The 24,670-nt window shown below is 39.5% G+C and carries 17 protein-coding genes and 1 pseudogene; 2 read left to right on the top strand and 16 right to left on the bottom strand.

Annotation, left to right across the window (positions count from 1 at the left end; genetic code table 11):
• Nucleotides 1-28: 28 nt before the first annotated feature.
• From ACSBRB_RS04915 to ACSBRB_RS04860, 12 genes and pseudogenes are all read right to left on the bottom strand, one after another.
• Entirely contained in the window at nucleotides 29-970 is a 942-nt protein-coding gene (locus ACSBRB_RS04915) for a hypothetical protein (RefSeq protein ID WP_435031865.1), read from the bottom strand.
• 135 nt (nucleotides 971-1,105) lie between these two features.
• Nucleotides 1,106-1,834: a class B sortase gene (gene srtB / locus ACSBRB_RS04910; protein ID WP_435031864.1), complete on the bottom strand. Its 729-nt coding sequence runs from the start codon at nucleotides 1,832-1,834 to the stop codon at nucleotides 1,106-1,108.
• Nucleotides 1,828-2,607 carry an ABC transporter ATP-binding protein gene (locus ACSBRB_RS04905; RefSeq protein ID WP_435031863.1) on the bottom strand — a complete coding sequence of 260 codons (780 nt, stop codon included), beginning with the start codon at nucleotides 2,605-2,607 and terminating at the stop codon, nucleotides 1,828-1,830. The genes srtB and ACSBRB_RS04905 overlap by 7 nt, the downstream gene beginning before the upstream one ends.
• Complete coding sequence (locus tag ACSBRB_RS04900) at nucleotides 2,588-3,562, bottom strand: FecCD family ABC transporter permease (protein ID WP_435031862.1); 975 nt, start codon at nucleotides 3,560-3,562, stop codon at nucleotides 2,588-2,590. The genes ACSBRB_RS04905 and ACSBRB_RS04900 overlap by 20 nt, the downstream gene beginning before the upstream one ends.
• A 10-nt stretch (nucleotides 3,563-3,572) precedes the next feature.
• Nucleotides 3,573-4,430 (bottom strand): annotated as a pseudogene (gene isdE, locus ACSBRB_RS04895) (heme ABC transporter substrate-binding protein IsdE).
• A 38-nt stretch (nucleotides 4,431-4,468) separates the two neighbouring features.
• Nucleotides 4,469-6,547, bottom strand: a complete 2,079-nt coding sequence (locus ACSBRB_RS04890) for an NEAT domain-containing protein (RefSeq protein ID WP_435031861.1) — start codon at nucleotides 6,545-6,547, stop codon at nucleotides 4,469-4,471.
• On the bottom strand, nucleotides 6,548-7,246 hold the full coding sequence (isdC, locus tag ACSBRB_RS04885) for a heme uptake protein IsdC (RefSeq protein WP_435031860.1): 699 nt from the start codon (nucleotides 7,244-7,246) through the stop codon (nucleotides 6,548-6,550).
• A gap of 268 nt (nucleotides 7,247-7,514) precedes the next feature.
• The gene (locus ACSBRB_RS04880) at nucleotides 7,515-10,088 is read right to left on the bottom strand and encodes a CDP-glycerol glycerophosphotransferase family protein (RefSeq protein ID WP_435031859.1); all 2,574 of its coding nucleotides are present in this window, start codon (nucleotides 10,086-10,088) and stop codon (nucleotides 7,515-7,517) included.
• Nucleotides 10,089-10,302: 214 nt separating this feature from the next.
• Nucleotides 10,303-11,226: a ribokinase gene (rbsK, locus tag ACSBRB_RS04875; protein WP_435031858.1), complete on the bottom strand. Its 924-nt coding sequence runs from the start codon at nucleotides 11,224-11,226 to the stop codon at nucleotides 10,303-10,305.
• A 50-nt stretch (nucleotides 11,227-11,276) separates the two neighbouring features.
• On the bottom strand, nucleotides 11,277-12,161 hold the full coding sequence (gene rbsU / locus ACSBRB_RS04870; RefSeq protein WP_435031857.1) for a ribose/proton symporter RbsU: 885 nt from the start codon (nucleotides 12,159-12,161) through the stop codon (nucleotides 11,277-11,279).
• Nucleotides 12,162-12,462: 301 nt separating this feature from the next.
• Entirely contained in the window at nucleotides 12,463-13,941 is a 1,479-nt protein-coding gene (mqo, locus tag ACSBRB_RS04865) for a malate dehydrogenase (quinone) (RefSeq protein ID WP_059106320.1), read from the bottom strand.
• A gap of 375 nt (nucleotides 13,942-14,316) precedes the next feature.
• Nucleotides 14,317-14,631 (bottom strand): hypothetical protein, encoded by a 315-nt coding sequence (locus tag ACSBRB_RS04860; RefSeq protein WP_059106319.1) that lies wholly within the window; start codon nucleotides 14,629-14,631, stop codon nucleotides 14,317-14,319.
• A 428-nt stretch (nucleotides 14,632-15,059) separates the two neighbouring features.
• On the opposite strand from ACSBRB_RS04860, the gene mbcS reads away from it, so the two are divergent.
• The gene (gene mbcS / locus ACSBRB_RS04855) at nucleotides 15,060-16,652 is read left to right on the top strand and encodes an acyl-CoA synthetase MbcS (protein WP_435031856.1); all 1,593 of its coding nucleotides are present in this window, start codon (nucleotides 15,060-15,062) and stop codon (nucleotides 16,650-16,652) included.
• A 71-nt stretch (nucleotides 16,653-16,723) separates the two neighbouring features.
• On the opposite strand, the gene ACSBRB_RS04850 is transcribed toward mbcS, so the two are convergent.
• The gene (locus ACSBRB_RS04850; protein ID WP_059106317.1) at nucleotides 16,724-18,211 is read right to left on the bottom strand and encodes an aldehyde dehydrogenase family protein; all 1,488 of its coding nucleotides are present in this window, start codon (nucleotides 18,209-18,211) and stop codon (nucleotides 16,724-16,726) included.
• 406 nt (nucleotides 18,212-18,617) lie between these two features.
• Nucleotides 18,618-19,595, bottom strand: a complete 978-nt coding sequence (locus ACSBRB_RS04845; RefSeq protein WP_435031855.1) for a choloylglycine hydrolase family protein — start codon at nucleotides 19,593-19,595, stop codon at nucleotides 18,618-18,620.
• A 121-nt stretch (nucleotides 19,596-19,716) separates the two neighbouring features.
• Between ACSBRB_RS04845 and ACSBRB_RS04840 the strand changes: the two genes are divergently transcribed.
• Entirely contained in the window at nucleotides 19,717-21,336 is a 1,620-nt protein-coding gene (locus ACSBRB_RS04840; RefSeq protein ID WP_435031854.1) for a glucosaminidase domain-containing protein, read from the top strand.
• Nucleotides 21,337-21,467: 131 nt separating this feature from the next.
• On the opposite strand, the gene ACSBRB_RS04835 is transcribed toward ACSBRB_RS04840, so the two are convergent.
• Both ACSBRB_RS04835 and ACSBRB_RS04830 read right to left on the bottom strand, forming a co-directional pair.
• Nucleotides 21,468-23,927, bottom strand: a complete 2,460-nt coding sequence (locus ACSBRB_RS04835; protein WP_435031853.1) for a Rib/alpha-like domain-containing protein — start codon at nucleotides 23,925-23,927, stop codon at nucleotides 21,468-21,470.
• The coding region (locus tag ACSBRB_RS04830; RefSeq protein ID WP_435031852.1) for a Rib/alpha-like domain-containing protein at nucleotides 23,924-24,670 on the bottom strand (747 nt) is incomplete at its 5' end. The genes ACSBRB_RS04830 and ACSBRB_RS04835, both read right to left, overlap by 4 nt.

Here is a 24,670-nt window from a genome sequence, read left to right as displayed (position 1 = left end):
GCTATCGACGACTTGATATGAATCAGATTCATATCAAGTCGGTTAAATTCGGTTGTTGGAAGACCATCGTACTGCGTTGTGTCGTTTGAGACTCTGTATCGGTTGGATCAACGCTTTGAACAGGATGATGCTGTTCGTCTTCTGTCGATGGTAACTGTTCATTTGCCTGATGTTGATGGGATAATCGTGGTGCTTCAGTAACCTCTGGCATGTCGTCTTCACGTGAACTCTGTAACTTTCTGATCAACACTTCGTCGTTTGGACCTGCTTGATTGTATGTGCTCGAGTGCGCTGGCAAGTCACTTTCATATGCTGCAGCGGTTTTAATTTTATTGATCAACACCTCATCTGAAGGCGTACTTGATGCCTCAGAAACTGCTTCACCGCCCTGGGATGTTGACTCAGATTGAGAGACTTGTGCTGAAGAAGGTTGTGCCTTAGATGACGTTTGTGCCTTTATCATCTTATGTATCAGTTCTGCGTCACTCGGTGGTTGAGATGTTGACTCACTATGACCTGATACTAACGATGCAGTGTCAGATTGCGAGTCATTTTCACGTGTTGTCGGTTCAGAATTTGATGTCACTGATGTATCATTTATTGCTTCAGTGAACGTTCCATGATATGCCACTTCGGCTATCTCAGGAATAGGAACTTCATCCTCTGTAACGACTTCATCTTGTTGTTGAGTCTTTGAAGATTGTGTAGTTCCACCTGAGTGTACAGTTTCGTTTGATGCGTTTTTCTCATTTTTAGTGGCAAATGGTTCTAATGCTTCCAAAGTTGAACCAACCGTGGCATTAGCTTCATCGGTTGATGATGAATTCGTATCGGCTTGTTCCTCGTTGATTGTCTCACGAAGGAGATTCGCTGCATCATTGGTCACGGCATGTGCAGTAAATGGCGAACTCACAATTTGTGATACTAAGGTTGTGGATAATAAACAGACAGCTACTTTGTTGACTTTCACTTAGCATTCCTCCCCATATTTTAAAATCATTAGACGTGATGCAAATGTCAGTATCTTTGTTGTTGAATAACAATGTGTTTCACATATATGGGCTATTGGGTCTAGCCATGCTGTGTCCCCTTCGCTATTCAATTTTTAGTGCGCTTCTACGAGTTTCGCTACGACGACGATACGTCCCGAAGTCGAGCGATATGCATCTTCACACGTAGAAAGTGTCACAATCTTATCGTTTTTATCTACAGTTGTATTCGTGTTGATTTGAGATTTTTTCATCGTTTGTTTTAAAAATTCGTCATAGGCTGCTTCGCTTTCAAAATCCGTTTGAATGTAATTATCTTCAGTCGTCGTTTGATAAGCGCTCAGCACTTCGAGTTGATATTTGCCATATTTTGTATCGTATTGAAGGGTAGGATGTTGATCATAAAACGATTGGTCTAAATATTTTTCTACCGTATCAAACATGCTGCCATCCCCTACATGATGTCCATAAATCACAGTATTAAGACTTGGATGCTGAACATCATTGCGATAATCCATGAATACGCTTCCTTTTCTACTCTCCTCGTGTTCAAAATCTTCATGGAGATATTCTTTGTTATCTTCCCCTTGTAAAATCGGATAGTTCAACTGAGTGCCTGGTAAATTAATCCATCCAATGATGTCTTCGTTATGTTGTTCAAGTTGTTCAAATTGTGGCCGAACCTCTTTCGTACCTGTTTGTACGGTGGTGTATTTGCGTTGTAATTCGGTGTAACGTGCTTCTGCTTTCTTATCTTGTTGATACGTAGCAAACATTTTATAACCAGACCAAACAATGACCGCAATTAATAATATTTGGCATATTCTAATGAACGTTTTCAACATCTTCTATCACCCCTCTTTCTACATATCATCGTGCCACATGCCTCATCATGAATAATTTTCGCATCAATATGATACATCTCTTTGATCAATACCGTAGTAATGACATCCTTGGGTGCACCTTGTGCTAATACACGTCCGGGTGCTAAACAGATCAGTTCATCACTATATTCGATGGCTTGGTTGATATCATGTAATACCATCACCACCGTCAGTTGATAGGTGTGTTGTAACTCTTTCACGATATCTAACACTTGATACTGATAATGCAAATCTAAATAAGTCGTTGGCTCATCTAACAGTAAGTATTCTGGCTCTTGTGCCAGTGCTACGCCGAGATGTACACGTTGACGTTCTCCACCTGATAATGCTTTGACGGGTTCATTTTCAAAAGCTTGTAAATTTAACTGTTCAATCACTTGAGACACCACTTCATCTTTATTGGTATCTTTAGCGAATAACCCTTGATAACTGTAACGTCCCGTTTCAATCATTTGTCTGACAGTAAAATCATCTGGTGTTTGGCTTTGTTGATGAACGGTCGCTAAACGTTGCGCTAACTGTTTTTGACTAAAGTCATTCAATGATTGTTCATTTAAATAAACGACGCCATGTTGTGGTGTTAAGTTATGGGAAAGCAATTGTAGTAATGTTGATTTTCCACAACCGTTCGGACCGATAATTGTTGTAATCGCATTAGACTGCAATGAAAGATTCAAATTTTCAAATATAGGTCGAGTAGCACGGTACTGAAAATTAACTTGATCTGTGCGCATGCGATAACGCTCCTTTACAAATCATATAGATTAATAATGGTCCTCCAATCATCATCGTAAAGACATTCGCAGGTATTTCGAGTGGCGGATGAATCGTACGTCCAAGGGTATCTGCTGCTAGTACAAGCAACGCTCCACTTAACACAGAATACGGTAAGACGCGTTTATAATTACCACCGACCCACCGTCGTATGACATGGGGGACAATCAATCCGACGAATGCCATTTGCCCGACGATAGCTGTCGCACTACTTGCGAGAAAGACTGCGATCAGCCCCACAATGAACCGATAAAGCGTGATGTTAAAGCCAATGTTATTCGCCTGTTTATCATCTAAGGCGAGTAAATTCACCTTTTGCATAAAAAAGAGTGCGATCCCTATGCCGATGACTGCAGTCGTTACGATAATGTAAACGTCATTCCATGTCTTCATCGTTAAACCTTGTGGTATTGTGAGAAATGGGTCTTGCTCAAACAATGCCAATGCACCATTTAAAATAGAATAGAGCGCTACGCCGACGAGAATCATACGTGCAGATGATAAGTGATACTGTTTCATCAATAAATACAAAATCCCGAAAGGCACTAACCCACCAATAAAGCTGAAGATAGGAATATAGAAAAATAACCCGGGTAATAGCATCATGATGATACTGCGCATAAGGAGTGCACCTGCTGACACACCGATAATATTCGCTTCTGCAAGTGGATTTCTGAATACAGCTTGCAACAATGCGCCGGAAACAGCTAACATCGCACCTACACCTAAGGCAATAAATATACGTGGTAGTCTTAAATCGATGATTGCGTCGATACTTGGCTCATGCCCTGTGGTGATCTTAGTCATGACTTGGTGAAATTGCAGCGGAATCTTACCGACGATAAACGCGATGTAAATCGTTACCGTTAGTAAGATGATTAACACAATTAGACTAACTTTTGGATATTGCTTCATCGTGACCTCTTTACTGTTGATATTCTTTATAGAATAAAGTATAAAGTTGCTGCATCGCATCAGGTGCATCTACATTTGCAGTGATGCCAAATGGGATTTCTTCTAAGTCATAGACATGATCATTTTGCACCGCGTTAAAATGTTTCCAAATATCGTTCTCTTTGAATTCTTTTTGGAACATTTTCTTCACTTCTTCCGGCATACCATGTGGTAAGCGTAAGATGATATCCGGGTTTGTGTTAACTAAATTCTCAGTATTAGAAGAAATATACTGTTTCGACGTGTCTTTAATGACGTTTTCTCCACCGGCAATCTTCACTAAGTCCCCAATATAAGAATTGTCTGTTGCGACTAAATAACTTCCTGGGACACCCAGCAAGATTAATACTTTAGGATGGTAAGACTGTTCAGATGCTTTCGTTTCAATGTCTTTTTTCACATCATTAATATGCTGATTTAACGCTTTCGCTTGATCTTCTCGATTAAATTGCTCTCCTAAACGGGTAATCGATTTTTCCATACCGTCAATGCTATCGTAATCATAATATTCACCTTTCATGCCTAATTGTTTATAGAAAGGTTTCATCTCTTCTTTAATCGTATCGACACTTAAGACATGCGTCGGGTTCACTTGTTTCACCGCTTCTACACTTGGTGCCATCGGTTGACCGACTTAAGGCACATCATCGTAACGTTTCGGCAATGTTTTATAAGATGTAGGCTTACCAACAATCGGTAGGTCTAACTTATCGAGTGTCATCGTCAACGCGACAGTAGTCGGAACGATACGGAATTTCTTTCCTTCCGCATCGACATTTTCTGTCTCTGCTTTATCCTTAGACGAGTCATTGCTACAAGCTGAGAGCACGAGTAACAGGATAGCTAAAAAGGTAATGAGTTTTAATTTCACTTGCTTTCTCCACGCTTTCTATTAATGAAGTAAGTGGCGATCAAGCCGATGATCGAAACCGCAAGTAATATGCCAAAGATGATATAATCCTTCAGATGTTCATTTTCTTTATCTGGTTTAGCTTGGTTGCTATCCGTGCTATAAGCATGATCTGCATCTCGGTTAAATGCTGGGTTCGCTTTCGATTGATCTGCGCCTTGTTGTTCTGTTGTTGCTTGTTGAGATGATGGTGAATGTGATGCTGTCGAGTCTGACGGTCGTGTTGCTGATGACGATGTCGTCCCCGCTCCTGTTGATATATCTGGGTTCGCTGATGTCGGTTGGCTCACGTTATCGTTACTTTGTGACGCTTTTGACGGAGCGAACTGTGTTGAATGATTGTTCGATGATGATGGTTGGGTTGTTTCATTACGTGTTGCAGATTCAGGTTGTACTGTTTGGGATTTTGAACGTTGCTCTGATGTTGCAGAATCATTGGTGTTTGCTTCAGGTGTCTTAGGTTGTTCTGCTGGCTGATTGGATGTTGTCGAAACTGTTTCGTCCTCACTTCCTGACGTTCCAATGTGCTGTTCTGAGTCGTTCACTGTTGACTGTTCTGTCGATGAACCTGCTGAAGATGGGGCTTCAGTCTTTGAACCAGAAGCCTCTTGTTCAGAACTATCTGTAGCGGTTCCACCGTCAGATGCTAGTGCTGGAATCGGCGTACTAAATTCAATGTGCGTCGTTACTTGTTTTTTAAAATCAAGATCTGGTATCTGTAAATGTCCTTTTAATAGGAGTTCCTTCATTCCTGCTTTCACAGGCACGCCAATCGTCACGGTATCTTTTTGATCGTCACGCTCGATTTCACGCGTATTCAGTTTACGTTTTCCATCATAAAGGTCATATGACTTCCACTGTGATGCGTGTTTCAGCGTCAACTGTAGTTCATATTGTTTGTTGTTTAAGACGATGCGAGCAGGATGGGTCATATAATCATTAAGCGGAGAATGTTGTTTACGATCTTCTGTCTTCACAACGTATTTAATCTGTTTTGACACTGTTTTCGATTTTACAGGTACATTCGAAGTTTGATGTGGCGATAACGCATGTCCCGGTGCAGCAGGCTTGACCGCATCTTCTCCTTTATTCGGCTTAGTCCCAGCTGTGCCTGGAATTTCCACTTCATCTTGCTCTTGCTGTTGATCTTGCTCATTCTTTCCGCCCTGTTCATCCTTTTTACTATCTTCGGCTTCAGAAGATTCGGAATGATGATCGTGATTATGTGTCTCATCCGTTGTATCTTCTGTCACGCCTGGGTCTGCTGGTTGGTCTAATTGAACATGAGGTGTGAGTTCAATCACAGTTTGATACGTCTCATTGTACGCGAGTTCTGGTATTTCAATACGTACCTCGGAGTTTATTGATGTTGTCTTTTCAGAAATAGGAATTCTGAGTGTCGTTTCATCCTTATCTTGATCACGACTCACCTCTTGGACATCTAATTTTTGCGCTCCGTTGAAAAATGCGTAAGACTTCCACTTTGATGCATGGGTTAATACCATTTCAAAATAAAGCTGATCATTCACAGTCACGCGCTTGCCTGGGTGTTTCACGTATTGGTCCATGATTGAAGCCTGGTGACTCTCAGCTCGTCTCACATAAAAACGCACACGTTCTGACTTAGCTTCGGTCGAGGACATAGACGGTACTTGTGCTTGACCCGGTATTTCTATTTGGTTGTGTTGAAACTTCTCGTTTTCCTTGTCTAATTGTTGTGATGTTTGTTCATCACTATTATCTTCTTTCGCATCCGCTTCAGTTGTCGTTTCTTGGACCTGTCCTACTTCGTTCTGTTCAACTTCCGTGAATGATTGAGCGTCTGTTGCTGGCTCATTTTCAGATGAAGCAGAAGAAAGCGTATCAGAGGCCTGAGTGCTATTCACCGCTGTCTGTGCTTCATTAAAAGCCGATGAAACACCTTCTTTTTCATCGGCTCTTACAACATTCATAACGCCATGATTGAATGGTGAATAGCTTGAAACTGTCGACAGGACTAAAGACGTTGCCAATACAGTTTTCAAGCTCTGATTCATCTAGTTGTTCCCTCTTTTCACGCGTCTCATAATAGAAATGCTTAACACTAATAACACTAAAGCGACAACAGGAATTAAATACATGTAAATCGGTGTCCCTGCATTCGTTTGTGGGTTTTCAACTGAAGTTGTTGAAGTAGATGTTTTATCTGAATTATCTGACATCAAATCATCTTTAGTTGAGTCCGTTGTATCTGAACCTGTACCGCCATTTTCAGATTTCGTAATGCCTGCTGTTTCATCTTTACTATCACTACCATTTGCTGCACCTTTTAAAAGGTATGTAATATTGTAGTGATGATCGTATTTAAACGGTTTACCATTGACTTCTTCATCGATATAAACAGAGATTTTACCGTCTACTTTTCCAGAAGTTTTGCTAATAGGAAATTCGATTGTACGCTCATCTTTCCCTTTGTCTTCATTGATGATTTGTCCTTGATTGCCTTCAATACTCATATCTGTAATCCAGTGACTATGGTTAACTGTGATTTGAATGTGTTGCTTGCCGTCTTTATCAATCAACTTCGCTGGCTTGTTAAAATAATCATTCGCTATTGACACATCTTCTGTATTATATTTCAAAATCTCATAATCAAGATCCTTTGAATCTGCAGCAGATGCTGATTGTGTGTAACCACCTAAAACAATGCCTACTACAATTAATAAAACGCTTACAATTTTAGTGAAATTCGCCATCTCTACATCGTCCTCCTCGTGTTATGTCTTTGCTGAAAAATGTTACTTTGCAATCTTTATTTTAATTGATAACGATTATCGGTGTCAACACTATATATTATTATTGTTTTAAAGTTATATATTTTTTCATTTAAAGTACAATTCCTTAAATAGAATAATGAATAAACCTTTAATTTTACAAACATGCATCCCTCCATTTTCACATAAAAAATGCCTCAAAGTGATAGACAGCACTTAGCTCATGCCTATACTTTGAAGCAAGTTTAGATTAAAGTTGTTTAAGTTTATAACAAATCGCTTCATACACACGTTCACAATTATGATGATCGACTTGATCGAAAATGAGGTCCAATGGTTGATCTTCGCGTGCTTTCTGTTGTTTAAGCACGGACTCAATTTGATTGATCAATCCTTTTTGATTATAAGCAATTTTACCAATGAACGTCTCTTCCACAGGACGTAAAATACCCTTTCTAAAGAAGCGTTCCACATCAAAATGATAGAATAGTACCGGTTTATGCATATATGAAAAATCAAAGCTAACACTGCTGTAATCTGTAATTAAAATATCATGATCGATTAATAACGATTGCACCGTTTGTTCCCCTAACTCGACATAATTCACAAGGCTTTCACTCTCTGCTAAGTATTCTTTGAAAAAGGCTTGCGCTCTGTAATGTGGGTAGAAGTTTATTTCAACATGATATTTTTCGCTTAAAGCTGCTAAGTCAGGATCATTTAGTAAACTTAAGTAGTTGTTCAAATAGTCACTATGACTGAACGCATAATCACTGTTCAACCAATCCCGCCATGTTGGCATGATTAAAATTTTAGTGATATCGTCAGCGGGTTCAAGTGGCAAACGATCGAAGCGTGGTAAACCTGTCACTGCCACATCTTCTGATGCATAGCCTAAACGGTCAATCACGACATCATCCTTTTCAGCCTGACTTGAAACATGAACTAAATGGAAAGGTAGGTCATAATTCGCTTTGTCATATTCAACATATTTACGACCCATCACACCATGTTGAAGGAAAATACGCACACAGTCTTCGTAACCAAAGAAACCACGAGCTGTTTTGTACGGTAAGATATTTTCCAAATCGTGCGTAGATACGAGCACTTTTGCTCGAGCTGCCACTTCAAAGTGTGACGCTGAGCCAAATGGAACGACGCCCTCCAGATGTTTGATATGTGCGTAATCTTTAGCCTCGGCATCGATAACGTAATATGCTTCAATATCGGTATGTTGTTTTAACCAATAAAATAATTGAATCCCATTATCTTGGGCTGTATCGGTACGCTCACCAATCAACCAGACGTTCGGATCTTTCACTCCTGTTGTCAGTGTGTGATATTGAGCATCTGTAAGTTCAAACGACTCAAATTTAATGTTCTTAAATGGCGTTAACGTCAACATGTAATAAGCACGTTTACCTTCTCGTTCAAGCGCTTTATAAGTTAAGTAATTATCTTTTTTGTAGTCCCCAAGTTTAAACTTGATCTTATCTTTTCGAATTATGGTCTCTCCATCATAGATTGTAATGAAGATATCAATGATATTTTTAGGTGATGATTTTAACGTTTCGAGTTCATTGTAAGGTATCGTTATATCCTGTTCCCCACGTGTAATGGGTATTTCATAACGTTGTTGTGACGCACGCTCTTCAAACGTAAAATAAGATTGATAGCGGTCATATATCGAATGCGGTTGATAAAAAATGTTGAGCTGCTCAGGACTCACCGCATTTACACCCATTTTCACTTTCGGTTTTTTCGCTACGAAGGTCACACTCGGACTTTTCTTCACCGTTAATTCGTAGATTTCATCTTGTACACGCATGCATGCTTTAAAATTGATACGTTGTCTACTTTTCAACATGACGTAAATATTGGTTTCAGTTGATGGGTTTTCAAATACTGCAACTAATTTTTTATTCGTAAGGTCTTCTAATGTTTCGACATCTAACTGACTATGAATGAATGCGCCCGTTACCGTTGTCGGCAGGGTTTGTATCACGCTCATATCACTATTCACTAATGCTAGATGTACTAATCTTTGGTCCGCTTCTGTCTCCGATACTTCAACTTCTGTATTCAAATGAAGTGACGTTTCGTTCACCATCGTTGTGACATTCACGTAAGACACTTCAATATGTTGAGGTTGCACAGTTAAACGTTGACCCATCCAATAATAGTTCAACATTAAATACTGAGTTGTGCTCGGTGATTGCATAATCAGTGGGTAAAGCATTTGATCGCTCACGCCATAAATCACATAGCTTTGTTTGGTGAAGAATGGCTGAATATCTTCCATTGCAACACGTTGATGCACAATCGGAACCTCTACTTGCCGTGATCGATTCATCACCACTAAAGCATCAAAGATTTGACCACTATTTGATTGAAGGAGCGCTGAATCTCCTCGTTGCTCGACTGTAACTAGTTGTACAGTTTTAGCCAGTGGATAGTCCGTTTTGTACTGATTCACATAAATACTTTGATCGACATGCATGATATAGATCGCATCACTCCACTCATGAATGTCTTTCACCTCGTGATCCATTGTCACCCATAATTTTTTACCATTGTAATAGACATCAATACGATTTGAATTCGTATTCAATGCATCAATTGGAATACGTACATCGTACAATGCGTTTGCGCGTTTTTTCTTGGTAAAAGGCACATTTTTGCCACCAATGATGAACTTTAATTTATATGCTTTAAAATCGATAAAGCGTTGTAATTTAAACTGCATGACGACCTGTTGTTGCTCAGTATAAAAGTCAAATAGTTCAAACTTTCTTCTTAATGATTGTCTTACTCTCGTTAACAACGTGACACCGCCTTTTTAAAATTAAACCTTATTATAATATGTAAATGGCCCATTTTCAATTTGTATTAAAAATATAAGTCAAAAGTTGTACTTCTAAATAAAGCAAGATATAAATTGTTTTGAGCTAGCGTAAAACGGGACACACTAAAAAAACCCAGATTCTCTACATTATAATAAGAGAACCTGAGCAAGCATCATTTATTTTAATAGGCAATTATTCGAATGTCGCGTCGTCTGTCTCCTGCTGTATCGGAATAGAAACTTGTGCTCCCGCTTTTTGTACGGTTAAGGCAGAAGCACGATTCGCATACGTAATGGCCTCAACCAAATTCATTGATACCTCATCGAAACGACTCACAAAGGCACCGATGAACGTATCACCAGCTGCCGTAGTATCGACAGCTGTCACTTTATTTCCCGGGACATGTTGTTGTAGCGATGCAGTCGCAACATATGCACCCGCTTCACCTAACGTAACAATGACGGTTTTGATTCCTAAATCTTGAAAATAAGCAGCCGTTTTATCACAAAATTGCTTCTCCTCAAGAGACGCACCTGAAAGTAACGCCGCTTCCGTTTCATTAGGGACAATGATATCCGTTAACTTCAACAATGACTCTGGCAGCTCTTTCGCAGGGGCAGGATTCAACAATGTTGTCACGCCATAACGACGCGCGATTTCAAACGCATGTGTCACCGTTTCAATCGGAATTTCTAATTGCGCAACAATCATATCAGCATCTTTGATCGCCTCTGTCGCTTGTTCAACATCTTCAGGTGTCAGTTCCATATTCGCACCGCCATAAACATAAATCATGTTGTGACCTGCTTCATCGACCGTAATAAATGCTTGGCCTGTAGCCACATCTTCAGCTTGTGAAATATATTGAATATCCATACCGGCTTCTTTAAAATCAGTTAATTCAAAGTCGGCCAAGCCATCGTTTCCTATTTTAGAGACGAATGTGGTATTAGCACCAGCACGCGCAGTGGCAAGCGCTTGATTGGCACCTTTTCCGCCGCCATAAATCCCTTGCGCGTTATCCACATGAAGCGTTTCACCTTCTTCTGCAAAACGTGTCACATTTAAAACATGGTCGACACCTGTGGATCCGACGACTACAATTTTTTTCTTCATAAAAGTCACCTCATTATTACAGTAAAACTATGACAGCTTTACTGAACGTATTATCTAATAAATACCGTTACAGCTGCAGCTCCGATGATCAATACTAAACCGACGATGGTCACAAGGAGTTCTTTTGGTGTCTTCCGTTGATTTAAGAAGAAGATACCTGTCAGCGTTGCGAGCACAACAGATGTTTGTGACAAGATAAAGCCTGTCGCAAGTCCATTCATATTTGGTTGTGCTGAAATTAAGTAAGTTAACGCCGCAAATGCGAAGAAGAATCCTGAAATAATTTGTAACCAAGACACTTTTTCGGCAAATGGATTGATGCCTTGTTTCATCGTCATCAGACCGAAGATGACCGCAACGATGACCATCCCAATCGCTTGAGGGAAGAACGCCGTTGTACCTGATAAATCCGTCGCTTGTGGCGCTGCAGAATATGCCCAATACCCAATTTCACCGATGAGTAATAAGAGTACAGCTTTTCTTAAATTTTTACTGTTTTTCGCTTCACCATGTTCACTCCAAACGGTCATATAGGCACCGATAATAATCACGATAAGCGCAGAAAATCCAATGATTTTATTAGTGAGCGTTGGCCAATCTCCTAACGCAAACACACCCCATAATGACGCACCTAACAGTTGAAAAGCGGTCGTTATCGGCATGGTCCGTGATGAACCAATTAAACTAAATGCTTTAAATGTATAAATTTGACCAAAGCTCCATCCAGCACCTGAAATCAGTGAGAAAAATAAATTCCATCCTGTAGGGAAGGAAGTCGGGGATAATAATAAAAAGACAGCACTAAAAATAAGTGTTCCCACTGTGGCACCGATGATTTGGTTGACTGGTCTACCGCCGATGAGTGAAGCTACGGTTGGAAAGAGCCCCCACCCAAGCAACGGACCTAGTCCTATGAGTAATGCCGTGACATCCATACTTACACCTCTCTGTTTTTTCGTAAGAACTGTGTTAAAACATCTTCACAAACGTTTTACCAACATAGAATAACACGTTTATTTTTTAAATGCATACGCTTTCCTATTTCATTTTGAAAAAATTTTTTGAGCGTGCAAATAGATTTGAAAACCATCGAAGCCTGGGCTGGTACAAACAAAAAACAGCGATTCTTAACTTAATAAAAATCGCTGTCTTCAGCTTAGCACTTTGAGACAAACAGAAATTAGGAAAATGTCATACATTGATAGCTATTTTTCTATCCTGTCTGCATCAACTCAATTATTTATCTAATTGTAATGTTTTATTCGTTTGTTTACGGATTTTATGCATTAACTTCGTATCTGTAATGAGTGATTCGCCATATGATGGAATGATTTCTTTAATTTTATCTGACCAACCATATTGAGCGAAGTTACGTTCTAATACTTCTAATGCCACAGATACAGATGTTGAAGCCCCTGGAGATTCACCGAGTAATGCGATGACAGAGTGGTCTTGAGAGTTCACAACTTCTGTACCGAATTGAATGAAGCCGCGACCATGGTCTTTCGTATCTTTAATGACTTGGACACGTTTACCAGCAATGTGTAATTCCCAATCTTCATCTCTCGCATCAGGCACAAAGCGACGTAATTCTTTCATACGATCTTCTTTTTTCATTAATACTTGTTGAATCGAATATTTCACAAGTGGGAAGTTTTTCAAACCTGCTGAAGCCATCGTTAATAAGTTGCTTGAGTTCAACGATTTGAATAAGTCTAGGTTAGAACCATTTTTTAAGAATTTCGGTCCAATCGCCGCAAATGGTCCAAATAATAGACTGATACCGCCGTTAATGTAACGTTTGTCTAAGTGAGGCACAGTCATTGGTGGTGTGCCAGGTGGTTCTTTACCGTAAACCTTCGCATCATGTTGTTCCACGACTTCTGGTTTACGACATACGAGGAACGCCCCACTGATTGGGAAACCACCCAAGTGTTTACTTTCTGGGATACCTGTTTTTTGTAATAACGGAATCGCATGACCGCCCGCACCGATAAATATGTAGTCTGTAATATGTGTTTCGACAGTATTATCTCTTAAATCTTTAACGCGAACTTCCCATTTTCTGTCTTTACGTTGATTGAAGCCAACGACTTCATGACGATAATGAACGGTTGCGTGATCAGATTCGCTTAAGTTTTTCGCCATTTGACGTGTAAGTTCACCGAAGTTCACATCTGTACCGTAGTCGATTTTGCTTGCTGCTACAGGCACATTAGAATCACGGCCTTGCATCATGAGTGGCATCCATTGCGCTAATTTCTCTTTATCTTCTGTGTATTCCATACCCTCGAACATAGGGTGTTGAGATAATGTCTCGAAACGACGTTTTAAGAAGCTCACATCTCTTCGACCCATAACGAAACTAATATGTGGTAATGGACGAATAAACGCTTGTGGGTCTTCGATTTCTTTATTTTGAACTAAATAAGACCAGAATTGTTTAGAAATTTCAAACTCTTGGTTGATTTCTTTGGCTTTTTCGATATCGATAGAGCCGTCTTTTTGTTCGACCGTGTAGTTTAATTCGCAAAGTGCTGCATGACCTGTCCCGGCATTGTTACTTTCGTTTGAACTTTCAATTGCTGGACGATCGAGTCGTTCATACAAAGTGATGTTCCAATCAGGTGCAAGATGTTTTAGCAACGTACCAAATGTCGTACTTAACACGCCTGCACCAATCAAGATCACATCTTTAGATTGTGTGTTACTCATAATGTTCCACCTTCCTAGTTGATAATAAGGAAATCATCGTACTTTACCGTATTCAATTTTTCCTATGTTAACAATCCAATTTATTATAAACGCAGTTCAACCTCACTATAACCACACATGAGACCAAACCGCCTTTACTACATTCTACTTATTTTTTATATCTTTTTTTGGCTATAAAATGAATTTTTGAAGCTTCTAGTGCTTATTTTAAGCTAACGCCCCATGAATGTAAATGTCCAATGAGTGAAATGTTAAAAAGGGCGCATTGAAAGCGATGAAGAGACTATCAAAAGCATATAACGTGCTTCCAATCTCTATCTATTTAGTATTAAGCGCCACATATTCTAACTCATCACTACAATTCGTTACATAGTATTAATTTTCCTCAGAATAATAAATATAATAAACCTCATCTATAAAATCTTGGATCATATCTTCCTCATAGTCATTCGCAATTTTTTCACAATCTTCATTTTGATAACTTTTATATTGACTTATATATTCAAAATAATGGCCTACTTCATGGGCAAATATACGTAATATATTTAGTTCTGCATCGAAATCCCCCATCTTTTTGAGAAGCCTTTGATAAGAACTAGTAGAAATATTTACTTTTGGGTAACGAATACAATGTAATATCATATAACGAGTAATAAATCGTTCTTGTTCGCAAATCAACTTGGCAATCATTCCAATCTCCATAACTGATGATAGGTTGATCATGTATCACCAGCGTGAATTCGTTTTTAAAATCTCTATAACGCATGAGCCAAGCTACAAATTCTTGCAAAATATTTTTGTATTTTACTTTCTGAGACTTGAACTCTAAATTAACATTTACCATTTGAATCACTTTCTCTTCTTATTAGATCCTCTCGTTTTTTACCGCCTTTTAGCTGACCCTTCTTCCACTTATTTTTCAACTTAAATATACCACGAATCACTTTTAAAATGTTGCCAATTTTCAAAATAAAATGGTCAGTATGACGCATGGTCATCGTCTTTCGTAGCAACGCGCATCTTACTGGATAACCGTTTTCGGTAAATTTTTTATTTTCAATATGATATACTCAACACATTGTAGAATGTATATCATAAATGAATTAGGAGACTTTAAAATGGAGAAAGCAGATTTAATTGCACCAGAACAATATAATATCGTGACTGCATTTGAACAATATGCATCCGACGAGTCAAGAAAAGCAGTGATTCTGCAAGACGAAAAGAATGAAATAAAGGAAATTACATATGCGAACCTAATCAAACGTGCGAATCAAATCGGTAATATGTTTTTAGCACATGGTTTACAAAAAGGGGACAAAGTGTTGATCATGATGCCTAGAGCCATTGAAACATATGCCCTCTATATTGCAGCATTAAAAATAGGTCTCATCATTATTCCTTGTTCAGAAATGTTAAGAGCGAAAGATTTACAGTACCGTATTACACACAGTGAAGCAAAAGCGGTCGTGTCTATCGCTAAAGGGACTGAAGAATTCGCAGGTGTAGATGAATTCGACCAACTAACTAAATTTATCGTAGATGGTTCAGAAACAAATTGGGTTTCACTTGAAGACGCTGCTGAAAAAGAAAGCACTGAACTCGAAACAGCTGCTACATCAAGAGATGATATCGCCTTCCTTCCGTATACTTCAGGTACAACAGGCAATCCAAAGGCTGTCATTCATACACATGGCTGGGGTTACGCACACTTACGCATGGCACCAGAACACTGGTTATGCATCCACAAAGATGACATCGTGTGGGCAACAGCAGCACCCGGCTGGCAAAAATGGGTATGGAGTCCATTCCTTTCTGTCTTAGGTTCCGGTGCTACCGCTTTCGTCTTTCAAGGTCGCTTTGAAGGTAGTAAATACCTCGAACTATTAGAAAAACATCAAATCAATGTCTTATGTTGTACGCCAACGGAATACCGCATCATGGTTAAATCAGGACATTTGAGTGACTACGATTTAAGCCACTTACACAGTGCAGTGTCCGCAGGTGAACCATTGAATAAAGAAGTTGTAAACCAATTCCAAGACAACTTTGATATCACTGTTCGTGATGGTTACGGTCAAACTGAAAGCACATTACTCATCGGTTTCTTAAAAGATACACCGTACCGACCAAGTTCTATGGGTAAAGCCATCCCAGGAAGTTACGTCACAATCGTGGATGATGACGGTCAACCACTCGGCCCTAATGAAGTCGGTAATATCGCTGTACCGTTAGATTTACCTTCATTATTCAAAGGTTATTACAAAGATAAAAAACGTACAGAAAATCCACAACGCGGTGATTATTTCATCACTGGTGACCAAGCGTTACAAGACGAAGATGGTTATTTCTGGTTTGATGGCCGTAAAGATGACATCATCATCAGTTCAGGTTATACCATAGGACCGTTCGAAATCGAAGACTCACTAACCAAACATCCTTCCGTGAAAGAATGTGCCGTCGTCGCAAGTCCGCATGAAATCAGAGGTAATATCGTTAAAGCATTCGTTATCCTAAACGATGATTCAGAAGCAACAGACGATACTGTCAAAGCCTTACAACAATACGTCAAACAAGACGTTGCACCTTACAAATATCCACGTGCCATCGAGTTCGTTGATGATCTACCAAAAACAAACTCTGGTAAAATCCGTCGTGTTGAATTAAGAGAGCTCGAACAACAACGTTTCGAAAATAACAAAAATCACTAATCATTTATTATAAAAAAATCCCGGCGTCAAAGTGAACGCCGGGATTTTTGTGTCTTGTTTTATTGTATGGCTTAATAGAAGCCCATACGTTCGTTGCTTGTATCAATATAGATATTTTTAACTTGTTGATAGTTTGCAAGGGCATCTTTATATGTTTCTCTTCCGATACCAGATTTTTTGTAACCGCCGAATGGAGCGCCTTCATTCACTTGGTTGTAAGTGTTAATCCAAACGCGACCTGTACGAACTGATTTTGCAATGTTAAGTGCACGTGTAATATCTTGAGAGAATACGCCACCAGCGAGGCCATATTCAGAGTCATTTGCGATGCGAACCGCTTCTTCATCATCTTTGATCTTGATAACTGAAAGCACTGGACCAAAGATTTCTTCTTGTGCTAATTTATTTTGGTTATCTGGTAGTTCAATGAGTGTTGGTTCAAAGAAATAACCTTTTTTAAGTTCACCATCAGTTAAACGATGACCGCCGACAAGAATGTTGGCATCAGATTTTTTCGCATGGTCAACATAGCTTTGAATTTTATCAATTTGTTCTTCACCAGTTTGACTACCCATTTGTGTATTTTCATCTAATGGGTCGCCTACTTTGATATTGCTGAATGCTTCTTTCAAGCGAGAAATGACTTCGTCGTAAATATTTTCATGAACGAGTAATCGTGAACCAGCACTACATACCTCACCTTGGTTGAATAAAATACCGAGTTGAATACCTTCGATAGTAATATCAAGGTTTGCATCATCTAAGATAATGTTGGCACTTTTACCACCAAGTTCAAGTGTAGCAGGAACTAAACGTTGTGCTGCGGCATCTGCAACTTTGTAACCCACTGATGTTGACCCAGTGAATGAAAGTTTCGCAATATCTTCGTGATTAAAGATTGCGTTACCAGATTCAGAACCTTTACCAGTTAAGATATTTACGACACCTGCAGGTAACACTTCTTGGAAAATTTTAGCAAGTTCAATCAATGTGAGTGGTGTTGAAGATGAAGGTTGAATCACTACAGTATTACCTGCTGCAATCGCTGGTGCAAGTTTCCATGATGCAAGAAGAAGTGGGAAGTTCCATGCTACGACTGCACCTACCACGCCGATCGGTTCATGGCGGACGATACTCATTGTATTTTCGTCGAGATCGTTTACTGTACCTTCATCTGTTTCAATAACACTACCGAAATATTTAAAGTGACGTGCTGCATTTGGAACATCGATCGCACTTGTTTCACGAATCGGTTTACCATTATTCAATGTTTCGATAGTCGCAAAACGATCTTTATTTTCTAAAATTTTGTCGCCAATTTGTTTTAAATATTCAGCACGTTCTGTATTAGAAGTACGGCTCCAGCTTTCAAATGCATTTTTCGCAGCGTCTACAGCTTTATCGACATCAGATTCGTCGGCTTTAGCGACTTTAGATAACAATGCACCCGTAGCTGGGTTGTATACTTCGATTTGTTCACCTGTTGAACTAGGGACAAATTCGTTGTTAATGAATAAATTGTAACTATCATCTATATAATCTTTAATGTTAATTGCCATAAATATCTACTCCCTTGTAGTTATTACGTAGCGTATTTGCTTCGTTTAAAGCTAATTCAAAAACGTATATGGACTTGATACAAAGACATTCATTACTTTGATTGAAAAAGAACGATGCCTTTACTGTATGCATTTTCCTTTCACAATCAACTTTAAACTTAAAAACCGATTACAATTTTAGTTTGTTAACGTATTATTGTAGCAAAGTTGTTTTGTAAACGTTTACATAATTATTTTCTCATGTTTTCGCATAAAATAACACTATCTTGCTTGAACACTCAATGTACATATAAAAAGAGTGACACAGCCGCCATTGAAGTTCGCTGTCTCACTCTAAATAATATAGTGATTTATATGATAAAGCTGAAGTAAAAATTGATATGATTTCGTGTATATTAGTGAGCGGTTAATTTAACTTACGCGTCACAAAAGCCGTTTCAGGTTCAAAGAACGTCATTTCATCTCTCGTAATCAATGATTCAGTAAGTTCTAATTCCGTAATTTCCGTACTGTCATACCATTTCACATAGAGCGCCGGTTTCGTTAAATTCAATACAGTCACATAAAGCGTATAGTGATACGGATCCATATTCGGTGATAAGACCCCTTTTGGAATGGTGACCGAATTTAATATTTTAAAAGCATCTAAAATATCATGTGATGGATATCCATCATGTGCAATATATTGTTTAAGAAAAGCAGCACGTACAAAACGTTCAGGTGACGTATAACCTCCTGGTAAACCATATGTGCCATTTTCGTTACCTTTATATGACACGTTATCTTCAAGGTCAATAGAATCATGTTGAGCAGGTGTAATATGTTTATAGCGTTCTAAATTACGATAATGCCAGTCTAATCCAGGATCATTCGTCAATACCCCTACAGGATTCTCTGTTAAATTAAAGCTCCCATCTTCAAAGATTAATTCTACTGAACGCCCTGTCGCATCTGAAACATGATAATGTACAGGTGGTGCCTCAGAAATATCATCTAACACATCCGCGACGAGATTAACCTCACTTTTATTTCGTTCCAAATCGTCGATATCTTGATTATATCCAAGAATCCAAAAGATGGTTTCTGTATGGGCAATGTTCATTTTCCCAGGTTTAATTTCTGTACCGTAACTTGCATAACCACGTGCATACTGTACAGAGACGGCTAAGCCATGTTCATTGACACCATCACCGTAGAGATAACCACCCATGTCACAACCTGTGCCAATGAAGCCATATTTGGTGCGTCCTTTATAATCTATACGTGATTCCCAGTAGTAGTTACGCGGCGTCACAGAAGGCATCCCAGCTAATGGAAACGTATAATCCATCGTACGCCCCATAATCACTTGATCATTTGATTTAAATGTAAAACCAGTACACATCCATCTTCACTCCTCTGCGAAAACTATCTTCAGTTATTACCTCTCATTATAACGACACTCTATATACGATACCAGTCAATACAATTATAAATAATGATTTTATAGAAAAGAGGCTCCTCATTTGAAAAATCCCCGATTACTCTTTAACGTCATATCTACTACGCTTCTACTTTCAACTTTCACTACTGCGACGACGATTGCGACGACCGATCAAAGTAAGGTTAACCAGACAGACCCTCCTAAAAATGACGCTGAGTCAACGGATGTGCAGAAAAAGAAAGAGGTAAAGATGGAATCCGAGCCTGAATCAGCTCAGGCAAAGCCAACAACTGAAACAATTGATAAAAACAATGTTCCAACCTCAGAGGTGAATTCAAAACCAGCTAAACAAGAGACACCATCCACTGAAAAGCCTAAAACGCCTGAATCCCAAACTCCTGCGCGCAACTCTAATGTAGAACCACATAAACCTTCACCTACACAGAATCAAGCATCTCCTCCAAACCAAACGAACCATGTCCAAAAGCAACCTCACGTTGAGAGAGCTCCAAAAACAAATAAAGAAAATCCTCAAACTCAAAAGACAAGCAAAGAAAAACCCCACAATTCTAAAGAACAAAGTAAGAAGGAAAAGGCCAAAGAAACAAAAACTGATTCAGTTAAAAAACACACAAGCAAAAAACAGGAACCTAAAAAGAAAGAAGCCTCTGACAAACCGCACAAGAACACGGAAAAATCTGCACGTGTAGAATCGATAACTAACACTAACATATCTCATACTGAAGCCGCACCCGATGAGCCTTTCGTCATTGTAGATAGCAAAGAAACACGACAATTTATTAAATCGATTGCTAAAAAGGCACATTGTATCGGACAGAAGCAAAATTTCTATGCTTCTGTACTCATCGCGCAAGCTGTTCTGGAATCTGGTTCTGGCCAAAGTCAACTGGCCCAACAGCCTAACTATAATTTGTTTGGAATTAAAGGAAATTACAAAGGAAAATCAGTGCAGTTTAAAACGCTAGAAGTAGATAAAGACCAACGAACTTATAAAACGTATGCGACATTTCGTAAATATCCTAATTATAAGGCGTCACTCCTCGACTATGCTCAGTTATTAAAACACGGCATAGACGGAGATGCTTTATTTTATCAATCGACTTGGAAGAATAAAACGCGTTCTTATCGTGATGCGACCCATTATTTAGCTGGCACATACGCTTCAGACCCCAATTACGCACAAAAGCTCAATGCGCTCATAGAACATTATGATTTAACTCGTTTTGATAACAAGAAACGTCCGAATCTCGATGCCTTTGTATCAGAAACATCTGCGCCGTCATCTCATCATTTTGTTCCTTTTAAAGAAATAGCTACAAATGGGGTTTATCCATATGGTCAATGTACATGGTACGTCTACCAACGTATGGCACAGTTTAACAAATCTATTGGAGCAGACTGGGGCAATGCCCACGAATGGAATAATCAAGCTCAAATACAAAACTATCGTATTCTTTCATCACCTGAGCCTCATACCATCGCAGTTTTTGAAGCAGATCAACTAGGCGCCCATCCACAATATGGACACGTCGCATTTGTAGAAAAAGTACATAAAGATGGTTCAATTACGATATCAGAGTCCAACGTGAAAGGCCTAGGTAAAATCTCTCATAGAAAACTAACTGCAAAAGATGTTGGAAAGCTCAAATATATAGAAGGGAGAACAGTAACTCAATCATAGGAGTGAGTAAACAGATACCGTTTCACGTGGAACGACAAGCAGATTGGAGTAGCATCAAACGCGAATTAAACTTCCTAAATAAAAAGAAAAGAGGCCGAGCATTTAAGCTCGACCTCTAATCATGGGATCAATTATTTTTCTTCTTTATCTTTACGTCGTCTACCGAATAAGAATATAGAACCAAGAGCGGCGAATAATCCACCTAAAAGCGTCGCGTTTTGGTTAGAAGTTTCACCTGTATCAGGTAATTTTTGATCTTTCATTGCTGCAGCATCATCATGATGTTTCGCATTGTCATTGCTCATAGATTGAGATTGATTTGCTTCAACATTTGATTGTTCATTAGCCATGTTAGATCCTGATTGATCACCCATGTTTGGAGAAGATGTTGAATGATCTCCACCATTCATGTCAGAACTTTCACCGTTTTGCGTATCAGTATTTGAACCTGATTCATCTTCTGTGTTTGATCCTGTATCAGTACCTGGTCCTGAATTACCTCCATTATTCATGTCTGATCCTTCTTTCACAGTTACTGGTACTTTGATGTGGTCTTTAGAACCATCTGGATATTCAATTGTCACATCGATTTCAGTTGTACCCGGAATACTACCATCTGGTAATTGTCCTGGATTATCAATCGTTACTTTTGGATGATCTCCATCGATTGGATAATTCGGAATTGAGATTGCTCCGATAACATCGTCCGCTGTAATTGGTGTGCCATGTTCTTTTGTCACTTTATCTACATGCGGTTCATATTTAGAAGCATCTGTTTCTTTACCGATTGTAATTGGTACTTTAACGTGATCTTTCGATCCATCTGGGTACTCAACTGTCACATCAATTTCATATGTGCCTGGTGTATTTCCGTTCGGAATTTGACTATCTTCAAATGTAATCTTAGGTGGTTGGCCATTTGTTGGATAGTTCGGAATTGTAATCGCATTTGCGATGTCTTCCGGTGTTACCGGTGTACCGTGATCTTTCGTCACTGTTCCTGGTACTGGCTCATATTTAGATGCGTCAGACTGTTTACCTATCGTTACTGGGACTTTCACTTTGTCTTTTGAACCGTCTGGGTACTCAACCGTTACATCCACTTCTGTTGTGCCTTCCGTATTTCCGTTAGGAATTTGACTATCTTCGAACGTAAATTTCGGTGATTTACCATCCGTAGGATAGTTCGGAATTGTAATCGCGTTTGTGATGTCTTCCGCTGTTACTGGCGTACCGTAATCTTTCGTCACTGTTCCTGGTACCGGCTCGTATTTAGATGCGTCCGATTGTTTGCCAATCGTTACTGGGACTTTCACTTTGTCTTTCGTACCATCTGGGTACTCAACTGTCACATCGACTTCTGTTGTACCTTCTGTGTTTCCATTTGGAATTTGACTATCTTCAAATGTGATCTTAGGTGGTTGTCCATCACTTGGATAGTTTGGAATCGTAATCGCATTTGTGATGTCTTCTGGTGTTACCGGCGTACCGTAATCTTTCGTCACTGTTCCTGGTACTGGTTCATATTTAGAAGCATCTGATTGTTTGCCAATCGTTACTGGGACTTTCACTTTGTCTTTTGATCCATCTGGATACTCAACTGTTACGTCGACTTCCGTTGTACCTGAAGTGTTTCCGTTAGGAACTTGACTATCTTCAAACGTGAATTTCGGTGACTTACCATCCGTTGGATAGTTCGGAATTGTAATGGCGTTTGTGATGTCTTCCGGTGTTACTGGCGTACCATAATCTTTATTCACTGAACCCGGTACTGGTTCATATTTAGATGCGTCGGATTGTTTCCCAACTGTCACTGGTACTTTCACTTTATCTTTCGTGCCATCTGGGTACTCAACCGTTACATCCACTTCCGTTGTGCCTGGTGTGTTACCATCAGGTACTTGATTTGGATCGAATGTAATCTTAGGCGGTTGACCATCCGTTGGATAATTAGGAATCGTAATCGCATTCGTGATATCTTCCGGCGTTACCGGTGTTCCATGATCTTTCGTCACTGTGCCTGGTACCGGTTCGTATTTAGAAGCATCTGACTGTTTACCGATCGTTACCGGAACTTTCACTTTGTCTGTTGATCCATCTGGATACTCAACTGTTACGTTGACTTCCGTTGTACCTGAAGTGTTTCCGTTTGGAATTTGGCTATCTTCAAATGTGATCTTAGGCGGTTGACCATCCGTTGGATAATTAGGAATCGTAATGGCGTTTGTGATGTCTTCCGGTGTTACTGGCGTACCGTAATCTTTCATCACCGTTCCTGGTACTGGTTCATATTTAGAAGCATCCGATTGTTTGCCAATCGTTACTGGGACCTTCACTTTGTCTGTTGATCCATCTGGATACTCAACTGTCACATCAACTTCATATGTTCCCGGTGTGTTTCCATTAGGAATTTGACTATCTTCAAACGTGAATTTCGGTGCCTTACCATCCGTTGGATAGTTCGGAATTGTAATGGCGTTTGTGATGTCTTCCGGTGTTACTGGCGTACCATAATCTTTATTCACTGAACCCGGTACTGGTTCATATTTAGATGCGTCGGATTGTTTTCCAACTGTTACTGGGACTTTCACTTTGTCTTTCGTCCATCTGGGTACTCAACCGTTACATCCATTTCTGTTGTTCCTTCCGTATTTCCGTTAGGAATCTGACTGTCTTCGAACGTTAATTTCGGTGACTTACCATCCGTTGGATAGTTCGGAATTGTGATCGCATTTGAGATCTCTTCTGGAGTAACAGGCGTACCGTAATCTTTCGTCACTGTTCCTGGTACCGGCTCATACTTAGAAGCATCCGATTGTTTGCCGATTGTCACTGGAACTTTTACTTTATCCGTTGAACCGTCTGGATATTCAACTGTTACGTCGACTTCTGTCGTTCCTTCTGTGTTTCCGTTAGGAATTTGACTATCTTCAAATGTGATCTTAGGTGGTTGTCCATTTGTTGGATAATTAGGAATCGTAATCGCATTTGAGATCTCTTCTGGAGTAACAGGCGTACCGTGATCTTTCGTCACTGTTCCTGGTACTGGTTCATATTTAGATGCGTCAGACTGTTTACCGATCGTTACTGGTACTTTAACGTGATCTTTCGATCCATCTGGGTACTCAACTGTTACGTCGACTTCTGTTGTTCCTTCCGTATTTCCGTTAGGAATTTGACTATCTTCGAACGTTAACTTCGGTGGCTGACTATCCGTTGGATAGTTCGGAATTGTGATCGCATTTGAGATCTCTTCCGGAGTAACAGGCGTACCGTGATCTTTCGTCACTGTTCCTGGTACTGGTTCATATTTAGATGCGTCAGACTGTTTACC

It is taken from the genome of Staphylococcus auricularis, from assembly GCF_051172115.1.
In the GTDB taxonomy this organism is placed as follows: Bacteria; Bacillota; Bacilli; order Staphylococcales; family Staphylococcaceae; genus Staphylococcus; species Staphylococcus auricularis_A.
Note: the sequence above shows the minus strand (reverse complement) of the source record. Positions and strands in the feature narration are given on the sequence as shown.

What these genes read in the sequence shown, in the direction of transcription:
- srtB (WP_435031864.1), bottom strand. Translation starts at nt 1,834, where the DNA reads ATGTTGAAAACGTTCATTAGAATATGCCAAATATTATTAATTGCGGTC.
- ACSBRB_RS04905 (WP_435031863.1), bottom strand. Translation starts at nt 2,607, where the DNA reads ATGCGCACAGATCAAGTTAATTTTCAGTACCGTGCTACTCGACCTATA.
- ACSBRB_RS04900 (WP_435031862.1), bottom strand. Translation starts at nt 3,562, where the DNA reads ATGAAGCAATATCCAAAAGTTAGTCTAATTGTGTTAATCATCTTACTA.
- ACSBRB_RS04890 (WP_435031861.1), bottom strand. Translation starts at nt 6,547, where the DNA reads ATGAATCAGAGCTTGAAAACTGTATTGGCAACGTCTTTAGTCCTGTCG.
- isdC (WP_435031860.1), bottom strand. Translation starts at nt 7,246, where the DNA reads ATGGCGAATTTCACTAAAATTGTAAGCGTTTTATTAATTGTAGTAGGC.
- rbsK (WP_435031858.1), bottom strand. Translation starts at nt 11,226, where the DNA reads ATGAAGAAAAAAATTGTAGTCGTCGGATCCACAGGTGTCGACCATGTT.
- rbsU (WP_435031857.1), bottom strand. Translation starts at nt 12,161, where the DNA reads ATGGATGTCACGGCATTACTCATAGGACTAGGTCCGTTGCTTGGGTGG.
- mqo (WP_059106320.1), bottom strand. Translation starts at nt 13,941, where the DNA reads ATGAGTAACACACAATCTAAAGATGTGATCTTGATTGGTGCAGGCGTG.
- ACSBRB_RS04860 (WP_059106319.1), bottom strand. Translation starts at nt 14,631, where the DNA reads ATGATTGCCAAGTTGATTTGCGAACAAGAACGATTTATTACTCGTTAT.
- mbcS (WP_435031856.1), top strand. Translation starts at nt 15,060, where the DNA reads ATGGAGAAAGCAGATTTAATTGCACCAGAACAATATAATATCGTGACT.
- ACSBRB_RS04850 (WP_059106317.1), bottom strand. Translation starts at nt 18,211, where the DNA reads ATGGCAATTAACATTAAAGATTATATAGATGATAGTTACAATTTATTC.
- ACSBRB_RS04845 (WP_435031855.1), bottom strand. Translation starts at nt 19,595, where the DNA reads ATGTGTACTGGTTTTACATTTAAATCAAATGATCAAGTGATTATGGGG.